This is a genomic window from Microbacterium deferens (assembly GCF_045517775.1).
GTDB lineage: Bacteria > Actinomycetota > Actinomycetes > Actinomycetales > Microbacteriaceae > Microbacterium.
In genome coordinates this window covers 231,280-254,264 of record NZ_JBEUWT010000004.1, presented here as the reverse complement: position 1 = coordinate 254,264, position 22,985 = coordinate 231,280, and the positions used below count along the sequence as shown (strand labels likewise).

General features: G+C 69.4%; 28 protein-coding genes and 1 pseudogene. 21 read left to right on the top strand and 8 right to left on the bottom strand.

What is annotated here, in order from left to right:
• Nucleotides 1–2 precede the first annotated feature (2 nt).
• From ABTU82_RS14990 to ABTU82_RS14950, 9 genes are all read left to right on the top strand, one after another.
• On the top strand, nt 3–884 hold the full coding sequence (locus ABTU82_RS14990; protein WP_407173993.1) for a hypothetical protein: 882 nt from the start codon (nt 3–5) through the stop codon (nt 882–884).
• Between the two features lie 20 nt (nt 885–904).
• Nucleotides 905–1,054, top strand: coding sequence for a hypothetical protein (locus tag ABTU82_RS14985; protein WP_407173992.1), 150 nt, complete (start codon nt 905–907; stop codon nt 1,052–1,054).
• Nucleotides 1,051–1,920, top strand: coding sequence for a hypothetical protein (locus ABTU82_RS14980; RefSeq protein WP_407173991.1), 870 nt, complete (start codon nt 1,051–1,053; stop codon nt 1,918–1,920). The genes ABTU82_RS14985 and ABTU82_RS14980 overlap by 4 nt, the downstream gene beginning before the upstream one ends.
• Complete coding sequence (locus ABTU82_RS14975) at nt 1,920–2,423, top strand: hypothetical protein (protein WP_407173990.1); 504 nt, start codon at nt 1,920–1,922, stop codon at nt 2,421–2,423. The genes ABTU82_RS14980 and ABTU82_RS14975 overlap by 1 nt, the downstream gene beginning before the upstream one ends.
• On the top strand, nt 2,420–2,929 hold the full coding sequence (locus ABTU82_RS14970) for a hypothetical protein (RefSeq protein ID WP_407173989.1): 510 nt from the start codon (nt 2,420–2,422) through the stop codon (nt 2,927–2,929). The genes ABTU82_RS14975 and ABTU82_RS14970 overlap by 4 nt, the downstream gene beginning before the upstream one ends.
• Nucleotides 2,930–2,942: 13 nt before the next feature.
• Nucleotides 2,943–3,266, top strand: a complete 324-nt coding sequence (locus ABTU82_RS14965; RefSeq protein ID WP_407173988.1) for a hypothetical protein — start codon at nt 2,943–2,945, stop codon at nt 3,264–3,266.
• Nucleotides 3,267–3,374: 108 nt separating this feature from the next.
• Nucleotides 3,375–4,073 carry a hypothetical protein gene (locus tag ABTU82_RS14960; RefSeq protein WP_407173987.1) on the top strand — a complete coding sequence of 233 codons (699 nt, stop codon included), beginning with the start codon at nt 3,375–3,377 and terminating at the stop codon, nt 4,071–4,073.
• Nucleotide 4,074: 1 nt separating this feature from the next.
• Complete coding sequence (locus tag ABTU82_RS14955; protein ID WP_407173986.1) at nt 4,075–5,397, top strand: DUF1565 domain-containing protein; 1,323 nt, start codon at nt 4,075–4,077, stop codon at nt 5,395–5,397.
• Nucleotides 5,398–5,549: 152 nt separating this feature from the next.
• Nucleotides 5,550–6,059, top strand: coding sequence for an SHOCT domain-containing protein (locus ABTU82_RS14950; RefSeq protein ID WP_407173985.1), 510 nt, complete (start codon nt 5,550–5,552; stop codon nt 6,057–6,059).
• A gap of 30 nt (nt 6,060–6,089) precedes the next feature.
• On the opposite strand, the gene ABTU82_RS14945 is transcribed toward ABTU82_RS14950, so the two are convergent.
• On the bottom strand, nt 6,090–6,389 hold the full coding sequence (locus ABTU82_RS14945; protein ID WP_407173984.1) for a hypothetical protein: 300 nt from the start codon (nt 6,387–6,389) through the stop codon (nt 6,090–6,092).
• A 58-nt stretch (nt 6,390–6,447) separates the two neighbouring features.
• On the opposite strand from ABTU82_RS14945, the gene ABTU82_RS14940 reads away from it, so the two are divergent.
• Together ABTU82_RS14940 and ABTU82_RS14935 are read left to right on the top strand one after the other, a co-directional pair.
• Nucleotides 6,448–6,687 carry a DUF3263 domain-containing protein gene (locus ABTU82_RS14940; RefSeq protein ID WP_407173983.1) on the top strand — a complete coding sequence of 80 codons (240 nt, stop codon included), beginning with the start codon at nt 6,448–6,450 and terminating at the stop codon, nt 6,685–6,687.
• 346 nt (nt 6,688–7,033) lie between these two features.
• Nucleotides 7,034–7,132 (top strand): annotated as a pseudogene (locus tag ABTU82_RS14935) (class 1b ribonucleoside-diphosphate reductase subunit beta); the annotation flags it as partial.
• Between the two features lie 86 nt (nt 7,133–7,218).
• Here ABTU82_RS14935 and ABTU82_RS14930 read toward each other — a convergent pair.
• Nucleotides 7,219–8,079: a helix-turn-helix transcriptional regulator gene (locus tag ABTU82_RS14930; RefSeq protein WP_116647506.1), complete on the bottom strand. Its 861-nt coding sequence runs from the start codon at nt 8,077–8,079 to the stop codon at nt 7,219–7,221.
• A 98-nt stretch (nt 8,080–8,177) separates the two neighbouring features.
• Here ABTU82_RS14930 and hxlB point away from each other — a divergent pair, with 98 nt between their 5' ends.
• Entirely contained in the window at nt 8,178–8,762 is a 585-nt protein-coding gene (gene hxlB, locus ABTU82_RS14925; protein WP_407173982.1) for a 6-phospho-3-hexuloisomerase, read from the top strand.
• Nucleotides 8,763–8,801: 39 nt separating this feature from the next.
• Nucleotides 8,802–9,425: a 3-hexulose-6-phosphate synthase gene (gene hxlA, locus ABTU82_RS14920; protein WP_116647505.1), complete on the top strand. Its 624-nt coding sequence runs from the start codon at nt 8,802–8,804 to the stop codon at nt 9,423–9,425.
• Between the two features lie 32 nt (nt 9,426–9,457).
• Here the strand turns inward: hxlA and ABTU82_RS14915 are convergent, their stop codons facing one another.
• A complete protein-coding gene (locus ABTU82_RS14915; protein WP_133241720.1) occupies nt 9,458–9,670 on the bottom strand; it encodes a hypothetical protein in 213 nt (70 codons plus the stop codon).
• Nucleotides 9,671–9,773: 103 nt separating this feature from the next.
• Between ABTU82_RS14915 and ABTU82_RS14910 the strand changes: the two genes are divergently transcribed.
• Complete coding sequence (locus ABTU82_RS14910) at nt 9,774–10,103, top strand: hypothetical protein (RefSeq protein WP_407173981.1); 330 nt, start codon at nt 9,774–9,776, stop codon at nt 10,101–10,103.
• On the opposite strand, the gene ABTU82_RS14905 is transcribed toward ABTU82_RS14910, so the two are convergent.
• Nucleotides 10,073–10,324: a DUF4287 domain-containing protein gene (locus ABTU82_RS14905; protein ID WP_407173980.1), complete on the bottom strand. Its 252-nt coding sequence runs from the start codon at nt 10,322–10,324 to the stop codon at nt 10,073–10,075. The genes ABTU82_RS14910 and ABTU82_RS14905 overlap by 31 nt on opposite strands.
• Nucleotides 10,325–10,588: 264 nt before the next feature.
• Between ABTU82_RS14905 and ABTU82_RS14900 the strand changes: the two genes are divergently transcribed.
• Nucleotides 10,589–11,047: a DUF3817 domain-containing protein gene (locus ABTU82_RS14900; RefSeq protein WP_407173979.1), complete on the top strand. Its 459-nt coding sequence runs from the start codon at nt 10,589–10,591 to the stop codon at nt 11,045–11,047.
• A gap of 96 nt (nt 11,048–11,143) precedes the next feature.
• Here ABTU82_RS14900 and ABTU82_RS14895 read toward each other — a convergent pair whose 3' ends face one another.
• On the bottom strand, nt 11,144–12,805 hold the full coding sequence (locus tag ABTU82_RS14895; protein WP_407173978.1) for an alpha-keto acid decarboxylase family protein: 1,662 nt from the start codon (nt 12,803–12,805) through the stop codon (nt 11,144–11,146).
• Complete coding sequence (locus ABTU82_RS14890) at nt 12,802–12,966, bottom strand: hypothetical protein (RefSeq protein WP_165817956.1); 165 nt, start codon at nt 12,964–12,966, stop codon at nt 12,802–12,804. Before ABTU82_RS14890 ends, ABTU82_RS14895 begins: the two co-directional genes overlap by 4 nt.
• A 122-nt stretch (nt 12,967–13,088) precedes the next feature.
• Here ABTU82_RS14890 and nhaA point away from each other — a divergent pair, with 122 nt between their 5' ends.
• The gene (nhaA, locus tag ABTU82_RS14885; RefSeq protein ID WP_407173977.1) at nt 13,089–14,948 is read left to right on the top strand and encodes a Na+/H+ antiporter NhaA; all 1,860 of its coding nucleotides are present in this window, start codon (nt 13,089–13,091) and stop codon (nt 14,946–14,948) included.
• A 52-nt stretch (nt 14,949–15,000) separates the two neighbouring features.
• Here the strand turns inward: nhaA and ABTU82_RS14880 are convergent, their stop codons facing one another.
• A complete protein-coding gene (locus ABTU82_RS14880; protein WP_407173976.1) occupies nt 15,001–15,741 on the bottom strand; it encodes an EI24 domain-containing protein in 741 nt (246 codons plus the stop codon).
• A 74-nt stretch (nt 15,742–15,815) separates the two neighbouring features.
• Entirely contained in the window at nt 15,816–16,952 is a 1,137-nt protein-coding gene (locus ABTU82_RS14875) for a class I SAM-dependent methyltransferase (protein ID WP_116647500.1), read from the bottom strand.
• A gap of 156 nt (nt 16,953–17,108) precedes the next feature.
• Here ABTU82_RS14875 and ABTU82_RS14870 point away from each other — a divergent pair, with 156 nt between their 5' ends.
• From ABTU82_RS14870 to ABTU82_RS14850, 5 genes are all read left to right on the top strand, one after another.
• Nucleotides 17,109–19,667 (top strand): ATP-dependent Clp protease ATP-binding subunit, encoded by a 2,559-nt coding sequence (locus ABTU82_RS14870; protein WP_407173975.1) that lies wholly within the window; start codon nt 17,109–17,111, stop codon nt 19,665–19,667.
• A 124-nt stretch (nt 19,668–19,791) separates the two neighbouring features.
• The gene (locus tag ABTU82_RS14865; RefSeq protein WP_407173974.1) at nt 19,792–20,574 is read left to right on the top strand and encodes an LLM class flavin-dependent oxidoreductase; all 783 of its coding nucleotides are present in this window, start codon (nt 19,792–19,794) and stop codon (nt 20,572–20,574) included.
• A 10-nt stretch (nt 20,575–20,584) separates the two neighbouring features.
• Complete coding sequence (locus ABTU82_RS14860) at nt 20,585–21,565, top strand: aldo/keto reductase (protein WP_407173973.1); 981 nt, start codon at nt 20,585–20,587, stop codon at nt 21,563–21,565.
• 25 nt (nt 21,566–21,590) lie between these two features.
• Nucleotides 21,591–22,013 (top strand): DoxX family protein, encoded by a 423-nt coding sequence (locus ABTU82_RS14855; RefSeq protein WP_407173972.1) that lies wholly within the window; start codon nt 21,591–21,593, stop codon nt 22,011–22,013.
• Nucleotides 22,010–22,981: an epimerase gene (locus ABTU82_RS14850; protein ID WP_407173971.1), complete on the top strand. Its 972-nt coding sequence runs from the start codon at nt 22,010–22,012 to the stop codon at nt 22,979–22,981. The genes ABTU82_RS14855 and ABTU82_RS14850 overlap by 4 nt, the downstream gene beginning before the upstream one ends.
• The last annotated feature ends 4 nt before the right edge of the window (nt 22,982–22,985 follow it).

Here is a 22,985-nt window from a genome sequence, read left to right as displayed (position 1 = left end):
CCGTGGCTATCAGTAGCGCAGGATACGAGGGGACAGTAGACGAACCCCAGTGGTCCGACCTACTCGCGAACGGCGGCGGTCGGCAGTACGCCGTCGCCGATGCGGCATCGTGGAAGGTGACCGCTGGCACCGCTGACCGCGAAGTGCGCATCGCCGTGGGGCGAGGGTACGGCTACGGGGTCCGGGACGTGAGCGACACGGTCGTCTCGCTCACCCTCCCCGCACCATCGTCCGGATCCAGGTACGACCTGATCGTCGCTCACCGCGACTGGCAGGCAAACGTCACGACCTTCACCCGGATCGCCGGCAGCTCCGCGAGGTCGATCCCGACTCGGGTGCAGACGCCGGGGACCATCGATGACCAGCCGATCGCCCTGGTTCGGGTGACGGCCGGGCAGACCCAGGTCACTGAAATTGTCGACCTCCGCGTCGTCAACGGATCGCTGGCCTTCGACGAGCTCGTCCTCCAGTACCTCAACCGGCTGGGGACGAAGGTCCGAATCGGTGTGACTGAGTGGGACCGTGATGTGGACTCAGTCGGCAACCCCGTCTGGAACCGGACTGACGTCACGCCAGACACGGGCTGGGTCGAGGCTACGCGTAACGGCGGGTGGGCATTTCAGTACTGCCAATTTCGCCGCGTCGGTGCGGTCATCTTCTACCGAATCGCCGCCGAACGCACACAGGGATGGGGTGCGGGAGACAACCTCGCCATCATCCCGGCCGGGTTCGCCCCTGATGTCGCGACCTACGTCGCATCGTCCTCGTCTCGTGGACAGGGCCGCGAGTTCGTATTCCAGACGAACGGAAGCGTCGACACCGCAATCGCGAGCAGCGGTGCGACGAACGTGACCCTCATCGGCAGCTACGTCGCGCCCCGCTGAGAAACCGGAGGAGAGATCGCATGACAAATCCAGACATGTACACCGACCCCACCCTGATCGACACTCTCCGCGCTACGGGTGCGCCCCGCATCCTCACCGACCGGAAGGACGGCACCGTCGTGTACGTCGCACTCGACGGCGACGGGAACCTGATCGAGGTGACCGCATGATCGTCGATCTCGGCGGTGGCCGCGGGTGGCTCGAGGAGAAGCCCGCGAAGAGCATCGCCCGGATCGACGCGCGCCTCAAGCACTTCCTCCAGATCACCGAGGCCGGCCGCACTTGGGACGAGCAGAACAAGCACTGGGTCATCTACCAGCGCGACGGGTACCCGATCGCGCTGAACCCGAACACCCCCTCCGTGCATCAGAAGGGCTTCGCGCTCGACTCCAACGAGGCGCAGCGCATCGTCCCGGTTATGGAGGCCCACGGGTGGCGGCGCACTGTCTACCGCAACGGTGTGCTCGTCGAGGCGTGGCACTTCGAGTACTTCGAGAACCTCGACAACTACCGCAGCGAGCCCGTGAAGTTCTCGCAGAACGCGGACGGCGTGTGGTACATCGACCGTTCCCAGCCCGCCCCCGCCTCTGCTGGCGCGGTCCCGTTCGTTCCCGACACTCCTACGGAGGAAGAAGACATGCTCACTCTCATCGTCAACGGCGAGCACCTCGTCACTCTCAGCCCGGGAGTGTTCGGGCACATCACACCCGGCGACAACCCCACCGCGCTCCGCAACATCGTCCGAGCTGAGGACGACTGGCAGTACATCGGATTCGAACAGCTCCCCGGTCTCCTCCGCCACCACGGCTGCGACCTGAACATCTGGGACGTGCGCGACGGGAAGTTCGTCGTCCTCAACCCGCTCGACGGATCCGTGCGCGAAGGCAACGTGTGGACCGCGGTCAACGCGCTCCGTGCCGCATTCGCGAACAAGCCGCAGCCGACCATCGACCCGACACCCATCGTCGAGGCCGCACGCGCCGGCGCCTACCAGGGCGCGGTCGACGGGGTCGCGAACGCCGGCCCCCAGACCTGATGCTCCGCCGCCTCTACCGGGCGTCGCCGTTCGCGCGGCTCAACGCGGTCGACTGGGCGCAGCTCCACGCGAAACTGTGGGGCGCCGCATGGCCGGTCGCGCTCTTCATCGTCACACCCCGTGTCCTCGGAGACGCGCTGGGCGGGGGGCTCACATTCGCGTTGTGCGCCATGCAACTCCTCGGGGCGGTGGTTTCATCCGTCGGGCTTTTGCAAGCCGCGAGACACAGTGGAGAGCCCCTCAACGAGCTGCGGGTATCGCTCCCGCGATCCGTAAGGGGTCTTCTCGTTGAGTTCTTCGGCGTGATGCTCATGGTGTTCGCGTTGGTGCTCTACACGGGGTCTCAGTTCGTGCTCACCTTCGGTCCGGCCGGCGACCAGCGGGTCGCTCTCGTTTTTCTCGGCGGGTTCACCGCATCCCTGGTCATCGGCAGAGCCGTATCCGTGATGCACCGCCGGCGGAAGGACATCGCGGCAGCGAAGGCGATTGGGGTCAGCCTGTGACCGCTGAGGAGATCGCGCAGATCATTCAGAGCCTCGGTCCCATCCTGATCTTCCTGGGGGTCATCGCGTCGGGCATCTTCACCGTCCGCGCGGCGCGCGAGAACCGGCGTTCTCAGCAAGATCAGAAGCCAGCCGACACCAACGAAGCGACCAAAATCGCGAACGATCTCATCTTCCGGCTGCTCGACAAGGCAAACGACGAGGTCAAGCGGTATCAGGGCCTCGTCGCGACGGTCACCGCGGAGGCCAAGAACTACCAGGCCCTCGCTGATCTCGTCCCGGACCTTCAGTCGGGTCTCGACCGCGCCGTCGGAGAACGAGATCGACTGCGCAAGGCCATCCAGTTCCTGGAGGGCAAAGCGCGCATCACGGGGAACATCAGCTACGCCGAGGTCGTCGACTGGGCGCGCCTCGCACTCGACCCCGAAGCGGACATCGAAGCGTTCGACTTCCGCGCCACCGAGACCCTCCCTGACGGTCTCGAAGACACCGTAACCACGCAATGACCAGGAGGTCACCATGAGCACCACTCGCCGCGCTATCCGCGCAGCTTCCGCACCTGACATCTTGTTCAAGGCACAGCGTGCGCTGCGCACCATCGTGCAGGCGCTCGTCGTCCTGCTCCCCACCGCGAACCTCGCGGCCCTCGCAGTCGTCAGCTACCTCAACGAGCAGACCGACGTGATCGTCCCCGCATGGATCTTCGCCGGCCTCAACGCCGTCATCGTCGTCACCGCGCTGGTCATGGGACTCGTTGCCCGGCTCATGGCCGTGCCCGGCGTCAACGACATCCTCGCCCGCATAGGACTCGGCTCCGTGCCGCGGTCCGCGCTCGAGGAGTAACCCCCTGATGGGCCGCGTCTGCCTCCTCGCCGTGGTGGCCGCGGCCCTCACGATCCTCTTCTCCCCATCTGACCCCATCGACCCTGACTCGAGAGGACTCGTGCCCGCATGATCATCGACTACTTCCCGGCCAGCGTCGCCGCGGACGCGAACGCGAACCTCGCACGGAACGCGGAGGCGAACGTGTACGCCCTCGCGGACACGAGCTTCTCCACCCCACTGTCGATCACGGATCTGCAGGGCGTGCCGATGGCGAAGCTCACATCATCGGACGTTGGGATCTTCCCGCCGTTCCGAGTGGTCAACGGCACGCAGCAGATCGTCGTGGTGTCGGGCGACCTGAAGACTCCCATGACGTCGCTCTCGGTGGCCGCGGCCGCCGCAGAGGCTGCCGCGTCACTCGCGGCGACCAGCGCATCGGCTGCGGATTCCGCCGCGACGACCGCGGCGACAGCACGAACCGATGCGGTAGCCGCGGCTGCCGCGGCCGCCGCGGTGGGCAACACGAACGACACCATCATCGAAGGCCGCATCAAGGACCCAGCCTCGAAGACCGCACTGGCCCTCGGAGACAAGTTTGGTGCAGTCGGGACGAGCTTGGCGGAGGGAAATGTCACCCTCGTGACCGTGCCCCGCGTCATCACGCTCACAGGCGCGACGCAATCGCGAATCGTGACACTGCCTGCGGGCGTGTACGACGCTCGCGTGTTCAACGACACCGACTACGAGCACACCCTGATCCGCACCGGGTCCGCCAACGGAACGCCGATCGCGCCCGGCGCGGCCGTCGAGATTGTGAGCGCCTGACATGGCATCGATCTACGTTCGAAAGACCGGCAACGACACCACCGGCAACGGCACCGACGCAACCCCCTACCTCACGATCAATAAGGCGCTCATCGCCGCAGTTGCGGGAGACGAGATACTCGTCGGTGCGGGCACCTACGCCGAATCGTCGAGCGCCGGTTATCTCTCCGTCAGCCTGAAATACACCGGCCGTGTCACCATCCGCCCCGAGACGGGAGTGCTCGGCGACGTCATCGTGACGGGCACAAGTGCGAGCGCTCAATGGGCAGTGATCTTCTCCGGGGCGAATACCCGGTGGGAGAGCATCGTCTTCGGTGCGCAGAGTGATGCCGTGGCCCCGGTCCGCTTCCTCGCGGGCACGGCCGCGGCCCCGGTCACGAACATCGAGTTCACACGCTGCCGGTTCCTCGGCCGGGGGGCGTTCCTCGTCGGCACGGCGTGGACCGGCGCAACCGATCGGGTCAACGGGATCCGGTTCCGAGGATGCGAGTTCGTCTCTACCGGATCCGGCTCCACCGCGGCGATCGTCCTCATCCGTGGCCACGCCGACGGCGCTGTCTCCGACGTCGAGATCTCCCACTGCAACATGCGAGTGTCTGGGCGCGCGGTCCAGGTGCAGGGCGTGACCAACCTGCGCGTGTTCAACAACGACGCGATCAGCGACCACGCCACAGGAACCGCGACCGCTTTTCAGATGGGCGTCGATGGCGCAACCGGCTTCTCCACGTCGGGACTGGTTATGGGTAACCGGTTCGAGTCAACGAGGGGGCACGCGCTGGTCGTCGGCGCGGGATGTGACGGCGTGCTCGTCGCGGGAAACACGGTCATCGGAGGTGATACTGCCGGCACCGGCCAGGGAATCGTCATCAAAGAGGCTGCGAACGTCCGCATCGATCGCAACATCGTCTACGGCGGGTACCACTCGGCGCTCTACTTCAAGGCTGCTGTCGACTGCCAGGCCGTCGACAACGTTGTGTACTCGGCTTTCGCTTCGGCGGACGCGCTGCGTGTCGAGTACAACATCGAGTCTTCCAACCCCAACCAGCGCGTCACCGCGCGGCGTAACACCATCGTCGCGTCGGCAGGTCGGTGCATCAACTGGGGTACCACCCAGCACGACAGCGGCGGCTCCATCTGCGACGAGAACGTCTACGCCATCAGCGGTACTGGCGAACTTGGCTCGGTCCGCGGAACGACCGTGACTACGTTGCGCGGCATCCGCGCCGCCTGGGCGGCGTACAGCCGACCCAACAACGACCGGAACTCGCGCACTGGCATCAAGGAAGCGACCTTCGGCGGCTCACCCGTCGTGGGCGTCATCTGACAGACCCTCTCGTGCGCAGATAGCGCCTGTCACACCGCCACGAAACATGCCCCCTCGGGCTCGCCATCACGGCGGGCTCGAGGGGGCTATTTCTTGGTTGTGCAGGCACGCGGACGATACGCTCAGCGGCGAGAGTATCGAGGGGGACGGCCATGGCTGACGCACTGTACGAGTTCACGTCACACATCGCGGGGAAAAACGCTCAGGTGACGGTGTATGCCGACAGGATCGAGTGGAATCGGGCGCGTGGGGTGTCTGGGGCCAAGATGACGGCGGGCGTGCTCACCGGCGGCCTGTCGATGCTGGCCACGGGCGTGAAGAACGGCAAGGCGGGTTCGGAGATGATCCCGGTGAAGTCCATGACGTCCGTGACCGTGAAGCGCGACGGCATGCTGAACTCACTCGTGTCCGTGATCACATCGGGGAACACTGTCGACTTCCGCGTCTCGCACAAGGAGGCTGAGACGGTGAAGCGAACTCTGACCGACCTGATGCTGGGGAATCACCCCGCTCAGGCCACGCCGGCCGCGGCACCGTCGACGCCCGCCGCATCGCCGGATGTCCCGGCTCAGCTCCAGCAACTCGCAGCACTGCGCGACGCGGGCGTACTGACCGAGGAAGAGTTCACCGCTAAGAAGTCGGAGATCCTGGCACGCATGTGATTGGCGCGCCGCCGTCGCATCCTCGGTAGCTCACGGCGATGGTGGGAGCGGGGTTGCCCCGCTATTCGGAATCCCGCGGCGGTATTCGCCGACGGCGACCCACCGCTCAGCACCAGGCAGGCCACGCAATGCGCGCGCGAGAGGGCGGCAGTGCTCTTCTTCGCCGTGGTATCCAGACCATGTGCCGGCGACCTCGCCGAGGATGTCCGTCCGGTGACCGGCAGCGGCGAGGAGCTCATCGATCGCAGCGCGCGGGTCTTCGTCGTATCGATGCTTCGAGCAGATCGTAGACAGGTGGATGTCGAGCATCGTGTCGGGGGAGAGTGTCACCAGTGGATGGTACGCGTAGGCGCCGACAGTGTCGGGGCCTAGGTGCGACACTGGCCTCATGCCCACCGTCCAAGAGTTGCTGACCTTCGAGGCTGCACACCCGCGCCCGACCGGTGCGAAGCACGAACGCATCCGCACCGAGCTCGGCCTCGCACCTGCCGTCTACTACCGTGACCTGCTCGCAGCCGCTCAGTCGCTCGAGGGGTGGGAGCACGACCCGTTCACCGCCAATCGGGTCATCATGCGGGTGAAGTTTGCCCGTGAGAAGCGTGGCGCCTGGCTGGGCGCCCGGCAGTAACACGAAAGCCCCCACCTTCATGGTGGGGGCTCATTCGTTGTTGGGGACGGCGTTGTCCGGAGTGGTGCGGGTGCTGCAGCGTTGCCGTTGGCGGGGACCCCATCGTCCCCTGATCATCTTCTGGCTGGCATCACGCCCCGCCGGCCCGGTCGTGTGGTGTATCGCATATGAGCACTGTAACCCCATATGAGGTCACATGCAACTAACGAAGGGCAAGCGCACTCGGGCACGGGGTGGCGACCCAATGGTGCCCACATTCTGCCCACACTTCACCGCCCATCGCAGGCCATGACGGCCCCTGATGGCCCCCGATTGCCGCGGAATTGCGGGCGGGCATCAGGCGCAGCCGGGGCGCGCTGAAAACCACGACTTCTTCTCGGGCTCCGGTTCGTCGTACGTCATCGGCAAGGCCGAGGCCACCGAAGACGACGACTGGGACTTCTGACCGGGTGAGTCACGAAGGGGCGGATGCTGCGGCATCCGCCCCTTTCTGCGTTGCGGGGTCATCCGGCGCGGCGCGCCCGGCGACACTCACTGCTCGTCTCTTTTGGCAAGCAGGATCAGCTCGGCGCGAGAGACGGCGCCGGCCTTGCGCAGAAGGTTCGAGACGTGGAACTTCACCGTGTTCTCGCTGATGTCGAGCTGCTCGGCGATCGAACGGTTGCGGGCCCCGGTGACGAGGAGGCGCAGAACGTCGCGTTCGCGGGCAGACAGGGGCATCGAGTCCGGCAGCAGGTCGGGCATCGCCGGCGGGTCGAGCGGGAGGCGGATGTCGAGGGTCGATCCCCATCCCGCCGTCGACGACACGCGCACGTCGCCGTCGAGGGCGATGACGCGTTCGGAGATCGGACGCAGCGAGTCGTCGTGCGCGGTCAGCTCCCCGCGTCCGTCGTCACGCACGCTGATGAGGAGGTTCAGGCCGTCGCAGTCCCACTGGATCCGCACGCGGCGGGCTTCTCCGGCATCGACGAACGCGAGCACGGCGCTGCGCACGATGGCCCGGGCGGCGTGGGCGACCTCTCCGGGAAGGGCTCGCCCCGTCATGGGGGGTTCGACGAACTGCACGTCGAGGTCGCCGTGCCGCACCAGGGGGCGCAGGTCGTTCCGTAGCCGTGCGAAAGCTCCCACCACGGGTTCGAGCCGTGTGTCTCGCCGTTCGTCGGTCTCCATGCGGATGCCCACGAGAGCGCTCGCGGCCACGTCGATCGCGAGAGTGCGCGCGGCCCTGTCGTCCAAGCGATCCGCGCGCAGGATGGCCAGGATCGACTCGAGTGTGACGGCGTGACGGTCGGCCTGCTCGGCCATGTTGCGCGCGTGCTCGATCTGCGCCTGGCGCACGGCGAGCGAAGGGATCGCGTCGCTCGCCGCATGAGGCCCGGGGGTGGAGTCCATGAGCCGACTATACGGAAGTCGAGCACTACTCTTCCGGGTAGGTGAGACCGTCCGAACGCGTCGTATGCGCGGGAGCCGTGACCTCGCAGCATGGAGTCATGACCGATTCGGATGCTGCGTACGAGGCCTCTGTGGCGATGGTGCGGACGGAGACGAGTGGCGTCCTCGAGCGCATCGTGTCAGCGGATCCCCCCGGAGGGTCGCTCGGCGACCTCGCGGCCCTGGTCGCGGGCGCTGACCGCGTGTTCGTGCTCGGCGCGGGACGCTCCGGTCTGGCCTTGCGGATGACCGCGATGCGGCTGATGCATCTCGGTCTCGTCGTTCACGTCGTGGGCGATGTCACGACACCTGCTCTGGGCGCCGGCGACGTGCTGCTCACCGCGAGCGGGTCGGGCACGACGGCAGGGGTCGTCCGGGCGGCGGAGATGGCCGTCGAGGCCGGCGCCGAGGTCGGAGCCCTCACCACCGCCGGCGATTCGCCCCTGGCCGCCCTCTCGCGCGCCGTCGTGGTCGTGCCGGCCGCGCAGAAGCTCGACCGCACAGGTCAGTCCTCGGCCCAGTACGCGGGAAGCCTGTTCGAGCAGCTCGTCGTGTTGCTCGGCGACGCGCTCTTCGACGTGCTCTGGCGTCGTTCCGGCAAGAGCGCCGACGAGCTCTGGCCCCGCCACGCGAACATCGAATAGACCCGACTCCTCCCACCCGTACGACACGAAAGAGACACGATGAAACTGCAGTTTGCCATGGACACGCTCACCACCGAGGCCGCCCTCGAGCTCGCCGCCCAGGCGGCGCCCCACGTCGACATCCTGGAACTCGGTACGCCTCTGATCAAGAGCGCCGGGCTCTCGGCGGTCACCGCCATCAAGGCGGCCCACCCCGACAAGATCGTCTTCGCCGACCTGAAGACCATGGATGCCGGTGAGCTCGAGGCCGACATCGCCTTCACCGCCGGCGCCGACCTGGTCACGGTTCTCGGCTCCGCCGGCGACAGCACCATCGCCGGCGCGGTGAAGGCCGCGAAGAAGCACAACAAGGGCGTCGTGGTCGACCTCATCGGGGTCGCCGACAAGCCGGCACGGGCGAAAGAGGTCGTCGCCCTCGGCGCCGAGTTCGTCGAGATGCACGCGGGTCTCGACGAGCAGGCCGAGGAGGGCTTCACGTTCTCCACGCTCCTCGACGACGGGCGCGCCTCGGGCGTTCCCTTCTCCGTCGCCGGCGGCATCAACGCGTCGACCATCGCCGCGGTGCAGGCGTCCGGTGCCCAGGTGGCTGTGGCCGGCGGTGCGATCTACGGCGCAGACGACGTCGGGGCAGCGGCTGCAGAACTGCGTGCCGCTATCGTCTGACGCGCACCGGCGAAGTCGGTAGTCGAGATCCCTCAGGGGGTCGGTGCGTCTCCGGCCGAACCTTCGGTGACGGTGGGCACGGCCGGGATGGTGACCCAGGCCGTGCCCGCCGTCGTCTCACCGAGAAGGCCATCGGCGACCGGGGGATCGGCCAGGCGTTCGGTGTCGTTGAGCGGACCCAACGGTTCCGAGGGGAGGCCCGCCCACTCGGTCGGGTCTTCCGGTTTCGATGCGAACAGTCCCATGACCCCATTGTGCGCCTCGCGCTCGCGGAGGCGCTGATCGGACACCGTCTCATCGGAAGCGCGAGCGGTTGACACCTCGTGATGGTCGTGATGCGCTGGAGGCATGGACGTCGGCTGGGGGATGCTCTGCGCGATCGCGGGCGCGGTGCTCTACACCGCGTCCTTCCTTGTCGCGTCGCGGGCCAATCGGGGCAGCAGGATGCCGTGGTGGACGAATCCGCCCCGGAACACGGCGTGGTCGCTCGCCGGTCGTACGCTCGGAGCCGGACTCACCGTGTGGGGTGTGTTCTGGACGTCGACGCTGTTCGGCCCGATCGGGTCGGCTCTGATCGTCGCGCTGGTGATGTTCGTGCCCATGTTCGTCATCATCGGCGTGCACAACCGCCGAGTTGCGGCGCAAGATCAGGACGCCGCGAGCTCCGCGCGCACGTAGGCCACCAGGGCGTTGGCGTGACCGTGGCCGAGGCCGCGCTCCGTCTTCAGCCCGGTGACGACCTCCATGTGGGTCTTCCCTGCGTCGAGCTGCTCGACGATGAGATCGAGCCACTCCTGGATCGGCGTGCCGTAGGTCTTCTCGATGCTCGGGAAGTACGACGCCGGGCCCTTCGGCTTGTCGCCGGGGGAGAGGACGGGTGCGCTCACGCGGGTGCTCATGCGCACAGCGTAGAACCGTCGGGGCCGTGCGCGCAGCATCCGGTCTTCCTCCGTGCCGTGGACGACCGTATGGTGAGCGCATGGACCCCGAGCTGTTCGATGTCGTCGGTTTCGCCTTCCTCGTCGTCGGGATCTTCAGCCTCCTGATGTTCCTCGGCATCTCGGTCGCCCGCCGACGCTGATCTCTCGATGGCGAGGCCATCAGGCTGCGGCGTCCGCGCGCTTTTCCTAGGCTGGAAGCTCGCCGACCCGACGAGGAGAGACGTGTTCCGCACGCCGCTGACCCTTTTCCGCACGCTTGCGATCGCCGAGATGATCTCGTGGACGCTCCTCATCGGGGGACTGATCCTGCGGGCACTGTTCGAGTGGAGCCTCGCCGTGACCATCGGCGGGGGCATCCACGGCTTCGTCTTCCTCGCGTACGGTGCCACCGCGATCATCGTCGCCGTGCACCAGCGGTGGAGCGTCGGGGTCGGGGCGCTCGCCGTCGCGAGCGCGGTCATTCCCTATGCGACGCTGCCGATGGAGCTGTGGCTCAGCCGCACGGGCCGTCTCGCCGGAACCTGGCGGCTCGAAGAGACGGATGATGCGCGGGACCGGCGGCCGGTCGACCGCGCGCTGCGCTTCTTCCTGCGCCGGGCGTGGCTGTTCGTCGGCCTGCTCGTGGTCGTCGTGGTGGTCGCGTACGTCGTGCTGCTGGTGGTGGGTCCGCCCGGTCGCTGATCGTTCGTCGGAGCATCGCACCGTCGTCGGAGCATCGCGGCTCGATCCTCCGACGAAACGCCGGATCTCCGACGCTCGTTCGCGCAGATCGTCGGCTCAGCGCCGCGCGTTGGCCGACGCCGCCGCGGCGGCGACATCGCGCAGCACCGGGGGCACGTCGTCCGATGGCACGACGGCCTGGATGAGGGTGAGCCCGGAGGCGGTGCGCGCATCGGCGAGAGCGGCGGTCAGCTCGGCGACCGTCGAGGCCTTCACTCCGACGGCGGTTCCCGTCGGGTCGAGGGCGGCGAGGAGCGCCGTCCAGTCCCACCGGGCGATGTCGTTGTACTCCTCGTGCAGGCCGTGGATGACCCGCTCGACGGTGTACCCGTCGTTGTCGACGACGACGATCACCGCGGGAATCCGGTGGCGCAGCAGCGTTCCCAGCTCGGCGATCGTCAGCTGGGCGGCCCCGTCGCCGATGAGAAGCACCGGGCGGCGTTCCGGGCGGGCGAGGGCGGCGCCCAGGAGTGCGGGGAGGGTGAAGCCGATCGCGGCCCACAGCGGCTGCCCGCCGAAGACCACCCCGTGCGGCAGGCGGTGCCCCGCCATGCCGTAGAACGACGTGCCCTGGTCGGCGAGCACCGTGTCGCCGTCGCGGAGGAAGCCGGTGACCTCCCGCCACAGCGCAGTCTGCGACAGGGCACCCTCGTTCGGCCCGGAGGTGTCGGGGTGGGATGCGGCGACCGCAGCACCCGCGCGGAAGCGCCCCCCGGTGGCGGCCAGCACGTCGGCGACGACGTCGAGCGCATCGCCCATCGCGAGGGGCCGGAAGTCGTCGTCGCCGATCCGCGCGTGCTCACCACGGATCTCGATGGTGCGAGACGCATCCAGGTGCTGCGAGAAGAAGCCGCTCGTGAGGTCGGTGAACTGCACCCCCGCCATGATCAGCAGATCGGCCTGCTCGATGCCCTCGCGCACCGCCGATGAGCTGGCAGCACCGACGTACGACCCGAGGTAGGCGGGCGCTGCCTCGTCGACGACGCGACGGCCCCACAAGAGCGTCGCGTGGGGGATGCCCTCGTCCAGCACCCGGTGCAGCTGCGCCTCGACGTCGAGGCGCGAGACGAGGATGTCGGCGAGCGCCGAGACGGTGGAGGCTGCCGCGACGCGCCCCTCGACCTCGGCGCGGAAACGGGCGAGGACGCCGGGGTCGGTGACTCCCGGATGCTGCGGCAGAGGTGCCGCGGGAGGCGACGCCGGGTGCTCGGCGACGTCGGCGGGGATCACGAGGTACCCCGGGAGGCGTCGCTCGAGCACTGCGGTGATCACGCGGTCGATCTCGTCGGTCGCCGTCTCGGGCGACAGGACGGCCTGCGCCGCCGTCACCTCGGCCGTCATGCGCGCGAAGTGGCCGAAGTCGCCGTCGCCGAGCGTGTGATGGGTGGCGCGGCTCGCGGCCTGGACGGCCGTCGTGGGTGCTCCGACGACGTGGAGCACCGGAACGTGCTCGGCGTAGCTGCCCGCGACCGCTCCGATCGCCGACAGCTCTCCGACGCCGAACGTGGTGCTCAGGGCGCCGAGGCCGCCCAGACGGGCGTAGCCGTCGGCCGCGTAGCCGGCACCCAGTTCATTGGCGCAGCCGACCCACTCGATGCTCGGGTGCGCCTCGACGTGATCGAGGAACGCGAGGGTGAAGTCGCCGGGGACACCGAACAGGTGTCTGACACCAGCATCCGCCAACCGATCGAGGAGGTGATCGGCGACGGTGTAGGTCATCGGTGCGAGGCGCTGCCGCTGAAGTGGAAGGGGATCGCCAGAGACGCCGCGACGCAGAGGATGCCGACGATGAACACCAGCGCCTGGATCGGCACGATCGAGAACGAGATGCCGATCAGGAAGATTCCGCCGAGCAACAGGATCAGAGCGATGACGTACATGTGTGGTTGCCTCCTCAGGCCAGGCTACCTTGCGACGGGCCTTCGCCGAAGCCGATGGGGTGACGCATCCTCGTCACGATCCGGTGACCCGATCGACACCTCCGAGGGCCAGGATGGGTAGCGTGACGACGTTCCCGCTCATCCCGACCGGGGCACCGCGCCCCGCGCCGGTCCCGCACAAGAAGAAGATGCGCGGCGGCGATCGGCTGTCGGCGACGCTGATGCTGGTGGGCGTCGCGATCGCGATGGTGTGGGCCAACCTGCCCGGCGAGACGTACCACCAGTTCTGGGACCTTCCGCTGGGCGCCTCGTTCGGCGACGCCTCGTGGACGTTCAGCCTCCACGCTCTCGTGAACGAGGGCTTCATGACGCTGTTCTTCTTCCTCGTCGGTCTGGAAGTCAAGCGCGAGCTCACCGTCGGCGAGCTCACCGACCGGTCGCGAGCGGTCGTGCCGATCGCGGCGGCCGTGGCAGGGCTCGTCCTCCCCGCGGGGATCTTCCTCCTCTTCAACCTCGCCGACGGCGAGTTCGACGCGTGGGGCGTGGTGATCTCGACCGACACCGCCTTCCTCCTCGGAGCCCTCGCCCTCATCGGGCCGAAGTTCTCGTCGCGACTGCGGACGTTCCTGCTCACCCTCGCCGTCGTCGACGACATCGGTGCGCTCCTGGTCATCGGGCTCTTCTACAACAGCGGCCTCAACCCGGTGCCCTTCGTGATCGCCCTGGTGCTGATGGTGCTCATCGCCCTCGTGAGGTTCTTGCCGGTCGGGCGCGGTTTCGCCTACGGCGTGCTGGGGGCGGCGCTCTTCGTCGTGGTGTACCTGGCCGGCGTGCACCCCACGCTCGCGGGCGTCGCGGTGGCGTTGCTCATCCCCGTCTTCCCGCCGCGGCGCAACGATGTCGAGCGATCGGTCGAACTCACCCGGGCGTTCCGAGAGTCGCCCAACCCCGCGTACGCTGCCGCGGTCACGCGGAGCCTGCGCGAATCGATCTCGATCAACGAGCGCATCGACACGGGCCTGCGCCCGTACGTCTCGTTCGGCATCCTGCCCGTCTTCGCCCTCGCCAACGCCGGGGTGCACATCGACGGCGACACCCTGCGCGACGCGCTCGTCTCGCCCGTCGCGTGGGGCATCGTCGCCGGTCTCGTACTCGGGAAGTTCCTCGGCATCACTCTCGCCACGTGGCTGGTCGGCGTCGTCGGCCGCGGCCAGCTCGCCCCCGGTCTCAGCCTCCACCGCGTCGCCGGTGGCGCCGCGCTCTCGGGGATCGGCTTCACGATCTCGCTCTTCCTCGTGCCGATCGCCATCAGTGATCCCCACACGCAGGATCTCGCGCGCGTGGCCGTGCTCGCCGCATCCGTCATCGCGTTCTTCCTGGGGTGGGCGATCCTCACGGTCGGCGACCGCATCAGCCCTCCGCACCCGGTCGGTTTCACACTCGCGCGCCCGGTCGACCCGCAGCGCGACCACATCAAGGGCTCGATGGACGCGCCCTACGAGATCGTCGAGTACGGCGATTTCGAGTGCCCGTTCTGCAGTCGCGCGACCGGATCGGTGGATGCTGTGCGCGAGCGCTTCGGCGACGACATCCGCTGGGTGTGGCGTCATCTGCCGCTCGACCAGCCCCACCCGCACGCGCAGGAGGCGGCCCAGGCGGCGGAGGCCGCTGCGATGCAGGGGCGTTTCTTCGAGATGGCGGGCAAGCTCTTCGCGCACCAGAAGAACCTCGAGCGGGACGACCTGTTCCGCTACGCCGAGATGCTCGGGCTCGACCCCGACCGTTTCGCCGACGACTTCGTCTCGCCGAAGGTCGCCCATCACATCCAGGACGACCGGCTCGACGCCGAGATCATGGATCTGAACACCACGCCGACGTTCTTCCTCAACGGTCGGCGGCACATCGGCCCCTATGACTCGGCGACCCTGATCCGGGGGCTCGAGAACAGCCCCCCGATGCCCGCGAAGACGCCCGCCGTCTGAGAGTCCGCGACACCCGGATGCTGCGGCGCGTCCGCCCGGGTGTCTTGGACTCTCAGCGGGTGGAGCGCGGCGCGTCGGCGAGCAGCGAGGTCGCCAGCATGGTCGACCCGGCGACGGCGGCGGGCATGACGGCCACCGCCCCCAGCGGCACGAGGAAGCAGAGCTGCGTCGCGACGCCGAACCCGAGCGCCTGGCCGCGCCGCGCACGCAGCAGGCGGCGGCGCTGGGCGCGGTCGACGCCGCGGGCGGTGAGGGCGCGCGAGGTGAGCTCGTCGGTCAGCAGCCAGCCGGTGAGCACGACGCCGAGCACGGCACCCACCGCGCCGCCGACCACGGGCACGAGGCCGACCAGCGCGGTCAGAAGTGCCACGCCGATGCCGCGGGCGATGAGCCAGACGGTGTCGACGAGGGCGCGCGCGAAGCCGTAGCGCACGTCGGGCACCTCGCCGAGCTCCTCCTCGACCGACCGCCAGATGCGGTCGTAGAAGGGCTCGCCGATCAGGAGTGTGAGGGCGGTGAACGACACGACGGCGATCACCAGTGCGGCGCCGAGGGTGGCCGCCCCCGCCGCGAAGCGCACGACCGAGACCCAGATCTCGGGCCACCCGTCGGCGAAGGGCGTGACGGCGGTCGCGATGCCGGGGAGGAACACGGCGAGGGTGATCACCCCGGCCAGCAGCACGAGCCCCACGATGAGAGCGGGCACGAGACCCGCCGCCATCACTCCGGGACGACGACGCCACCAGCCGAATCCGCGCGCGAGCATGCCCACGCCCGCACCGAACTGCTTCACATCCACAGCCTAGGACGCCGGGTACCGGCGCCCGGATGCGGCGGGCTGGTGCGCCCTCTCGCCGGGCTGCCGTGTCAGCGGTCGTAGGCCGAGGCGCTTCGCACCGAGGCCATCACGGTGAACTTGCTGTTGCGGGCGATCTGGCGGGTGGGCCCGACGACCCGCTCGAGGGCCGGGCGGTAGAGGAGAGCGGAGTTCCAGACGGTCCACAGCTCGCCGCCCGGGCGGAGCACGCGGGCGGCGTCGGCGAAGAGCCGCGCGGCGACCCCCTCGTAGACGGCCGCGCCCACGTGAAAGGGCGGATTCAGCGCGATGAACGACACGCTCGCGTCGTCGAGCAGCGAGAGAAGATCGTCGCGTTCGACGCGAACGAGGTCGCTCACCCCGTTCGCCGCGGCCGTCGCGCGGGCCGACGCGACAGCGGCGGCCGACTGGTCGGAGGCGTACGCGTGCAGTCCCTGCCGGGCGAACGTCGCCGCGACCACGCCCGTGCCGCACGCCATGTCGACTACCGGGTCGTCGGCGGTGCCGCCGCCCGCCACGCGCCCCGAGAGGTTGTCGAGCAGGAACCGCGTGCCGATGTCGACGGAGGTGCCCGCGAACACCCCGCCGTACGCGCATACGACGAGGCCGTCGTGGGTGGCGCTCCGGGGCTCGGGATCGTGCCCGTCCTTCGGGCCGCGCGCGACGAGCACGCGCGACTTCTGGCGGGCGTGGGTGACGTCGACCACGTCGAAGTGGCGACGCAGCACGTCGTTCATGGCGACGGTCATGTGCTTGATGCGTCCACCGGCGAAGACGGTGACACCGCGGGAGGCGTGGCGCGCGATGAGCGCTGCGACGTCGTCGAGCTCGTCGAGCGACCTCGGCAGCCGCAGCAGCACGACCTCGGCGTCGCGCACGAGGTCGGCGTCGAACGGCAGCGACGAGAAGGCATCGTCGTCGACCGCGAGCCGCTCGGCGTTCGCGGCGAGGGCGCGTTCACCGGTCAGCGGGTCTTGGTGCACGCGGATGCGGCGCGCTCCCTCGGCGGCGGAGGCGAGGGTGAGGGCGCCGTGGGTGTCGCCGATGACGACGAGGGCGCCGTCGTCGAGGGCCGCCCGTGCGCCGGCCGACTCGTCGAGGAGGAGGCGGTCGGCAGCATCCGCCGCGAGGAGCTCGGGCGCCTCGACATCGGGCCAGCGGCGAAGGGTGTCGAAGGGGAAGGTCATCCTCGCCACGGTAGTCGGCCCGCCGGCAGATGACGCATCTGCGGAGGCCGGGAATAGTCTGAGCGCCGCGCGGTTGAACTTGATACGCACGCACTCAACTACGTAATATCAAGTTGAGTCGCACACGCTCACCTTCATCCAGGAGACATCAGGGACATGCCCGAAGACTTCACTTCCCCCGACGGCCACGGCGCGAGTTCGTTCGACGAGTTCCTCGCCCGCTACCTCGCCGGCGAGCAGGCGCGCGCCGAGCGGTCGATCGATCTCAGCCGTTTCCTCAGCTCCCGCACGCAGGAGGCGCTCCAGCGCGCCGGACGGTTCGCCCTCGAGCGCGGCCAGCGCGAGCTCGACGCGCTCCATGTTCTGCGCATCCTCGTCGACCAGTCGCCGGCGAACGAGGCCGTCCAGCGCATCGGCGCCGATCCCCGCGCCATCGCGCGCGCCACCGAAGGACGCCTGCCCGCAGCATCCGCTCCCGCCGACGTCGATGGAGCGGTCGTCACCGCATCGGTGCAGCGTGCGCTCTTCCTGGCCTACCAGGTCGCCCGCAGTGCGGGTTCGACCTACGTCGACCCCGAGCACCTCTTCTTCGCTCTCGTGCTGGCGCAGGACGCCCCCGCCGGGCAGATCCTCGCCCAGGCGGGTGTCACCGCCGAAGCGCTGACGCAGGCCGTGCGCGAGACCGTGACCCCGGGTGCCGCCGGCACCGACGCCTCCGACTCCGCGGCGCCGTCGGAGACGCCGATGCTCGACCGCTTCGGCACCGACCTCACCGCGCGCGCCGAGGCGGGAGACCTCGACCCCGTGATCGGACGCAGCGACGAGATTGAGCAGACGATCGAGATCCTCAGCCGCCGCACCAAGAACAACCCGGTGCTCGTCGGCGAGGCCGGCGTCGGCAAGACCGCGATCGTCGAAGGACTCGCGTCGGCCATCGTGGCCGGCTCCGTGCCCGAGCAGTTGCGCGGTAAGCGCGTCATCGCGCTCGACCTCCCGGCGATGCTCGCCGGAACGCGCTACCGCGGCGACTTCGAAGAGCGCCTCACGCAGACCATGGACGAGGTCTCCGCCCGCAAGGGCGAAGTCATCCTCTTCATCGACGAGGTGCACACCGTCGTCGGTGCCGGCGGCGGGGGAGAGGGCGCCATGGACGCCGGCAACATCCTCAAGCCGCGCCTGGCGCGGGGCGACCTGCACCTCGTCGGCGCCACGACCCTCCGCGAGTACCGCACCATCGAGAAAGACCCGGCGCTGGAGCGCCGGTTCCAGCCCGTGCGTGTGGGCGAGCCCTCGATCGAAGACGCCGTGCTGATCCTCCGGGGTCTGCGCCCGGCTTACGAGGAGCACCACGGTGTGAGCTTCACCGACGAAGCCCTCCGCGCCGCGGTCGAGCTCTCCGACCGGTACGTGAGCGACCGCGTGCTGCCCGACAAGGCGATCGACCTCATCGACCAGGCCGGAGCGCGCCTGCGCCTGCGGCTCGGCGTGAAGGTCGACGTGTCGGAGCTCGTCGCCCGGCTCGCGACCCTCGAGGCCGACAAGAACGCCGCCGTCTCGGCCGAGCACTACGAGGAGGCCTCCCGCATCCGCGATGAGATCTCTTCGGTGCAGGAGAAGCTGGATGCGGCGACCTCCGCGGGTGCGTCGGCCACGGCCTCGTCGGCCATCGTCGGCGAGCCCGAGATCGCCGCTGTCATCAGCCGAGCCACGGGGATCCCCGTGAACCGTCTCACCGAGACCGAGCGCGGACGCCTCGCCACCCTCGAGGACGAACTGCACGGTCGCGTGATCGGGCAGGACGCCGCCGTGACCTCCGTGGCGACGGCGGTGCGCCGCAACCGCACCGGCATGGGCGACGCGAACCGGCCCGTCGGGTCGTTCCTCTTCCTCGGTCCGACCGGAGTCGGCAAGACCGAGCTCGCCAAGGCGCTCGCCGCGTCGCTCTTCGACGACGAGGGCGCGGTCATCCGCTTCGACATGAGCGAGTTCGGCGAGCGGCACACGGTGTCGCGTCTCGTGGGGGCCCCTCCGGGATACGTCGGCTACGACGAGGCGGGACAGCTCACCGAGCGCGTTCGGCGCAACCCGTACTCGATCGTGCTGTTCGACGAGATCGAGAAGGCGCACCCCGACGTGTTCAACCTGCTGCTGCAGGTGCTCGACGACGGTCGGCTCACCGACGGCCAGGGTCGCACGGTCGATTTCCGCAACACCGTGGTGATCATGACGTCGAACATCGGCAGCGAGTTCCTCGCGTCGCGCGCGGGGGCCATCGGTTTCATCGCTGACGGCGGAGGAGCCACCGGCTTCGGATCCGAGAAGGATCTGCGCGACCGGGTCATGGGGCGCCTGCGCGAGGCCATGCGGCCGGAGTTCCTCAACCGCATCGACGACATCGTGCTGTTCCGCAAGCTCGACCGTGAGCAGCTGCGCGAGATCGTGCGGCTCATGCTCGGCACGACCGAGAAGCGCCTCGCCCGCCGCGAGGTGTCGATCGAGATCACCGAGACCGCGATCGACTGGCTCGCCGAGCACGGGTACGAGCCCGAGTACGGCGCCCGGCCGCTGCGCCGGCTGATCCAGCGCGAGATCGACGATCGCGTCGCCGACCTGTTCGTCACGGGCGCGCTCGTCGACGGGGGAGCGGTGACGGTGGATGCCGCCGACGGCGCCCTCGTCGTGCGTCCCGCCGCCCTCGCCCCCCAGGCCGCCTGACCCCGGCCACCCACCCCCTGACCGCGAGACCGCTCGTGCGCGGCGAGACCCTGGCTTTCGACCACGGTCTCGTCGCGACGACGCGGTCTCGCGGTCTGTGGCGGGGGCTGACAGAGTGGGGAGCATGACCGCACGCGTATCGATCGGGGTTGCCGGCACGCTCGGACCGGAGGCCGTCGCACGTCTCGCACCGGCGGTCGAGGCCGCCGGCTTCGCGGCGCTGTGGGTGAACGACACCCCCGACGGCGATGCCCTCGCGGCCCTCGCCGCCGCCGCCGAGGTCACCGATCGCCTGATCCTCGCGACGGGGGTCATCCCGGTCGACCGACGCTCGGCCGAGACGACCGCCCGTGAGGTGCTGACCGCGGGGATCCCGCAGGAGCGACTCGTGCTCGGAATCGGCTCGGGCGTCTCCCCGAAGGGCGCGCTCGCGCGCGTGGGCGAGGCCGTTGAGGCGCTCCGATCCGAGCTCGACGCCCGGGTGGTGGTCGGGGCGCTGGGGCCGAAGATGCGGATGCTGGGAGCCGAACGCGCCGACGGAGTGCTCCTGAACTGGGTTCCCGCCTCCGCGGCCGCCGCCCAGTCCGCCGAGCTCCACGCGGCATCGGCCGACACCCGCGTCTGCGTCTACGTGCGCACCGCGATCGACCCCGCAGCATCCGACCGGCTCGCCGCCGAGACCGCGCGGTACGCCTCATATCCGAACTATGCGGCGAACTTCGCTCGGCTGGGAGTCGACGCGACCCAGACAACGTTCCGCGACGAGGCGGAGCTGCGCGAACGCCTCCCCGCCTACCGGGCCGCAGTCGACGAGGTGGTGCTCCGCGCGATCACGGCCGACGACGGGGTCGATGCCCTGCTCGACTTCGTCGCTCGCACCGCCCCCGACGCGGGTGGCGGCGACTAGGATCGCCCCCATGCAGCAGCGCACCCTCGGACGCACCGGTTTCTCCGTCTCTCCCATCGGCCTCGGCACCTGGCAGCTCGGTGCCGACTGGGGCGATGTCGACGAGGCCAGCGCCTTCGACGTGCTCGGTGCCTCGGTCGACGCCGGAGTGACGTTCTTCGACACGGCCGACGTCTACGGCGACGGGCGCAGCGAGCAGTTCATCGGGCGCTTCCTCGCGCAGCGTCCGGGCCACGGCATCACCGTCGCCACCAAGATGGGCCGGCGCGGCCCGCAGGAGCCGGGCGAGTTCACGCTCGACCACTTCCGCGCGTGGACCGACCGCTCGCGCGAGAACCTGGGCGTCGACACGCTCGACCTCGTGCAGCTGCACTGCCCGCCGACGCCGGTGTTCTCCACCGATGCGGTCTACGACACCCTCGACACCCTCGTCGCCGAGAAGCGGATCGCCCACTACGGCGTGAGCGTCGAGACCTGCGACGAGGCGCTCGCCGCCATCGCGCGCCCGGGCACGGCGAGCGTCCAGATCATCGTCAACGCCTTCCGGCTCAAGCCGCTCGACGAGGTGCTCCCCGCGGCGGCCGAGGCCGGCGTCGGCATCATCGTGCGCGTACCGCTCGCGTCGGGCCTGCTCAGCGGCAAGTACACCGAAGACACCACGTTCGCCGCATCCGACCACCGCACCTACAACCGCGACGGCAGCGCGTTCGACGTGGGCGAGACCTTCGCGGGCGTCGACTTCGAGACCGGCGTGCGGGCCGCGCGCGAGTTCGCCGCCCTCGTTCCCGAGGGCGTGACCCCCGCCGCCGCCGCGCTCTCGTGGGTCGCGAACCTTCCCGGCGTGACCACCGTCATCCCCGGGGCGCGCAACCGGGCCCAGGCCGAGGGCAACGCCGCGGCGGGCACGGTCGCGCTGCCGGACGGATTCGATGCCGGCGTGCACGAGATCTACGACCGATACTTCCGCGAGGCCGTGCACCCGCGTTGGTGATGCCGACCGCTGGCACACTGGACGCATGAGCGAATCGGCCGGTCGTCGACGACTCCGCACGACCGGGCGGTGGTCGCTGGCAGCTCTCCTGCTGGGCGCCGGCCTGTCGCACCTGACTTGGGGGCGTCGCGGCTACCGCATCGTCGTGCCCGAGTGGGCGGTGCGGATGCTGCGTCTGGACAAGGACGCGATCGTGGTCGCCTCGGGCGTGGTCGAGGGGCTGCTCGGCGCGGCTCTCCTGGCGCTGCCGCGGGAACGACAGCGCATTGGCGGGCTGATCGCGGCGTTCTTCGTCGCGGTGTTCCCCGGGAACGTGCATCACTGGCGCAGCGGTCGACCCGTGCCGGGCATGCGCACCGATCGCGCCCGGTTCGTGCGGCTCTTCCTGCAGCCGATGCTCGTCGCGTGGGCCATCTGGGGCACCCGATCCGACGGTCGCAGCCGATGACGCGCCGCGCGGTCGTCGCCGGCGGAAGCGGGTTCGTCGGCACCGCGGTCATCGCCTCGCTGCGAGACGAGGGATATCTCGTCACGCAGATCGGCCGGCGCGGGCCCGACGCCTCGTGGGGCGATTCCGACGGCATCCGCCGCACGATCGACGGGGCTGATCTGCTCGTCAACCTCGCCGGCAAGAGGGTGGATTGCCGCTACACCGACGCGAATCGCGACGAGATCTTGCGCTCGCGCGTAGAGACGACGCGGGAGCTCCGCGAAGCGGTCGCGGACGTCGAGTCGCCGCCGGCCGTGTGGCTGAACGCGAGCACCGCGACGATCTACCGGTACGCCCTCGATCGCCCGCAGTCCGAAGACGCCGGCGACCTCGGGTCGGGCTTCTCCGTCGACGTGGCGCGGGCGTGGGAGCAGGAGCTCTTCGCCGACGACCTTCCGGCTACCCGCCGCGTCGCGCTGCGCATGGCGATCGTGTTCGGCGACGGCCCGGCGACCGCGATGCTCCTGCGGCTCGCCCGCCTCGGGCTCGGCGGACCGCAGTACGACGGCCCGTGGTTCGAGCACCGCCGCTACCGCGGCATCGGCGAGCGCCCGACAGGGGACGATCGCGCGCCGTGGCACCGGTCGCGGGGCCGTCAACGCTTCAGCTGGATCCACCTCGACGATGTGGTCGGGTCGATGCGGTTCCTCCGCGAGACCCCGTCGCTGTCGGGGCCGATCAATCTCTCGGCCCCGAATCCGACCGACAACCGCGGTGTCATGGCGGCGCTGCGGCGGGCGGTGGGCGCACCGGTCGGAATCCCGGCGGCCCGGTTCATGCTGGAGCCGGCGCTGTGGGCGCTCGGCGCCGAGTCGGAACTGCTGTTGAAGAGCCGCTGGGTCGTGCCCGATCGCCTGGTGGAGGCCGGCTACGTCTTCCGCTATCCCGAGCTGGAGCCGGCTCTCCGCGACGTCGCGCGTCGCTAGCGCG

Bases quoted from the DNA above. Each gene is read 5' to 3' on its own strand.
- hxlB (WP_407173982.1), top strand. From the start codon at position 8,178: ATGACCGATTCGGATGCTGCGTACGAGGCCTCTGTGGCGATGGTGCGG.
- ABTU82_RS14910 (WP_407173981.1), top strand. From the start codon at position 9,774: ATGGACGTCGGCTGGGGGATGCTCTGCGCGATCGCGGGCGCGGTGCTC.
- hxlA (WP_116647505.1), top strand. From the start codon at position 8,802: ATGAAACTGCAGTTTGCCATGGACACGCTCACCACCGAGGCCGCCCTC.
- ABTU82_RS14870 (WP_407173975.1), top strand. From the start codon at position 17,109: ATGCCCGAAGACTTCACTTCCCCCGACGGCCACGGCGCGAGTTCGTTC.
- ABTU82_RS14940 (WP_407173983.1), top strand. From the start codon at position 6,448: ATGCCCACCGTCCAAGAGTTGCTGACCTTCGAGGCTGCACACCCGCGC.
- ABTU82_RS14915 (WP_133241720.1), bottom strand. From the start codon at position 9,670: ATGGGACTGTTCGCATCGAAACCGGAAGACCCGACCGAGTGGGCGGGC.
- ABTU82_RS14875 (WP_116647500.1), bottom strand. From the start codon at position 16,952: ATGACCTTCCCCTTCGACACCCTTCGCCGCTGGCCCGATGTCGAGGCG.
- ABTU82_RS14890 (WP_165817956.1), bottom strand. From the start codon at position 12,966: ATGTACGTCATCGCTCTGATCCTGTTGCTCGGCGGAATCTTCCTGATC.
- ABTU82_RS14905 (WP_407173980.1), bottom strand. From the start codon at position 10,324: ATGAGCACCCGCGTGAGCGCACCCGTCCTCTCCCCCGGCGACAAGCCG.
- ABTU82_RS14895 (WP_407173978.1), bottom strand. From the start codon at position 12,805: ATGACCTACACCGTCGCCGATCACCTCCTCGATCGGTTGGCGGATGCT.
- ABTU82_RS14955 (WP_407173986.1), top strand. From the start codon at position 4,075: ATGGCATCGATCTACGTTCGAAAGACCGGCAACGACACCACCGGCAAC.
- ABTU82_RS14930 (WP_116647506.1), bottom strand. From the start codon at position 8,079: ATGGACTCCACCCCCGGGCCTCATGCGGCGAGCGACGCGATCCCTTCG.
- ABTU82_RS14860 (WP_407173973.1), top strand. From the start codon at position 20,585: ATGCAGCAGCGCACCCTCGGACGCACCGGTTTCTCCGTCTCTCCCATC.
- ABTU82_RS14985 (WP_407173992.1), top strand. From the start codon at position 905: ATGACAAATCCAGACATGTACACCGACCCCACCCTGATCGACACTCTC.
- ABTU82_RS14975 (WP_407173990.1), top strand. From the start codon at position 1,920: ATGCTCCGCCGCCTCTACCGGGCGTCGCCGTTCGCGCGGCTCAACGCG.
- ABTU82_RS14980 (WP_407173991.1), top strand. From the start codon at position 1,051: ATGATCGTCGATCTCGGCGGTGGCCGCGGGTGGCTCGAGGAGAAGCCC.
- ABTU82_RS14950 (WP_407173985.1), top strand. From the start codon at position 5,550: ATGGCTGACGCACTGTACGAGTTCACGTCACACATCGCGGGGAAAAAC.
- ABTU82_RS14965 (WP_407173988.1), top strand. From the start codon at position 2,943: ATGAGCACCACTCGCCGCGCTATCCGCGCAGCTTCCGCACCTGACATC.
- ABTU82_RS14850 (WP_407173971.1), top strand. From the start codon at position 22,010: ATGACGCGCCGCGCGGTCGTCGCCGGCGGAAGCGGGTTCGTCGGCACC.
- ABTU82_RS14960 (WP_407173987.1), top strand. From the start codon at position 3,375: ATGATCATCGACTACTTCCCGGCCAGCGTCGCCGCGGACGCGAACGCG.
- ABTU82_RS14865 (WP_407173974.1), top strand. From the start codon at position 19,792: ATGACCGCACGCGTATCGATCGGGGTTGCCGGCACGCTCGGACCGGAG.
- ABTU82_RS14855 (WP_407173972.1), top strand. From the start codon at position 21,591: ATGAGCGAATCGGCCGGTCGTCGACGACTCCGCACGACCGGGCGGTGG.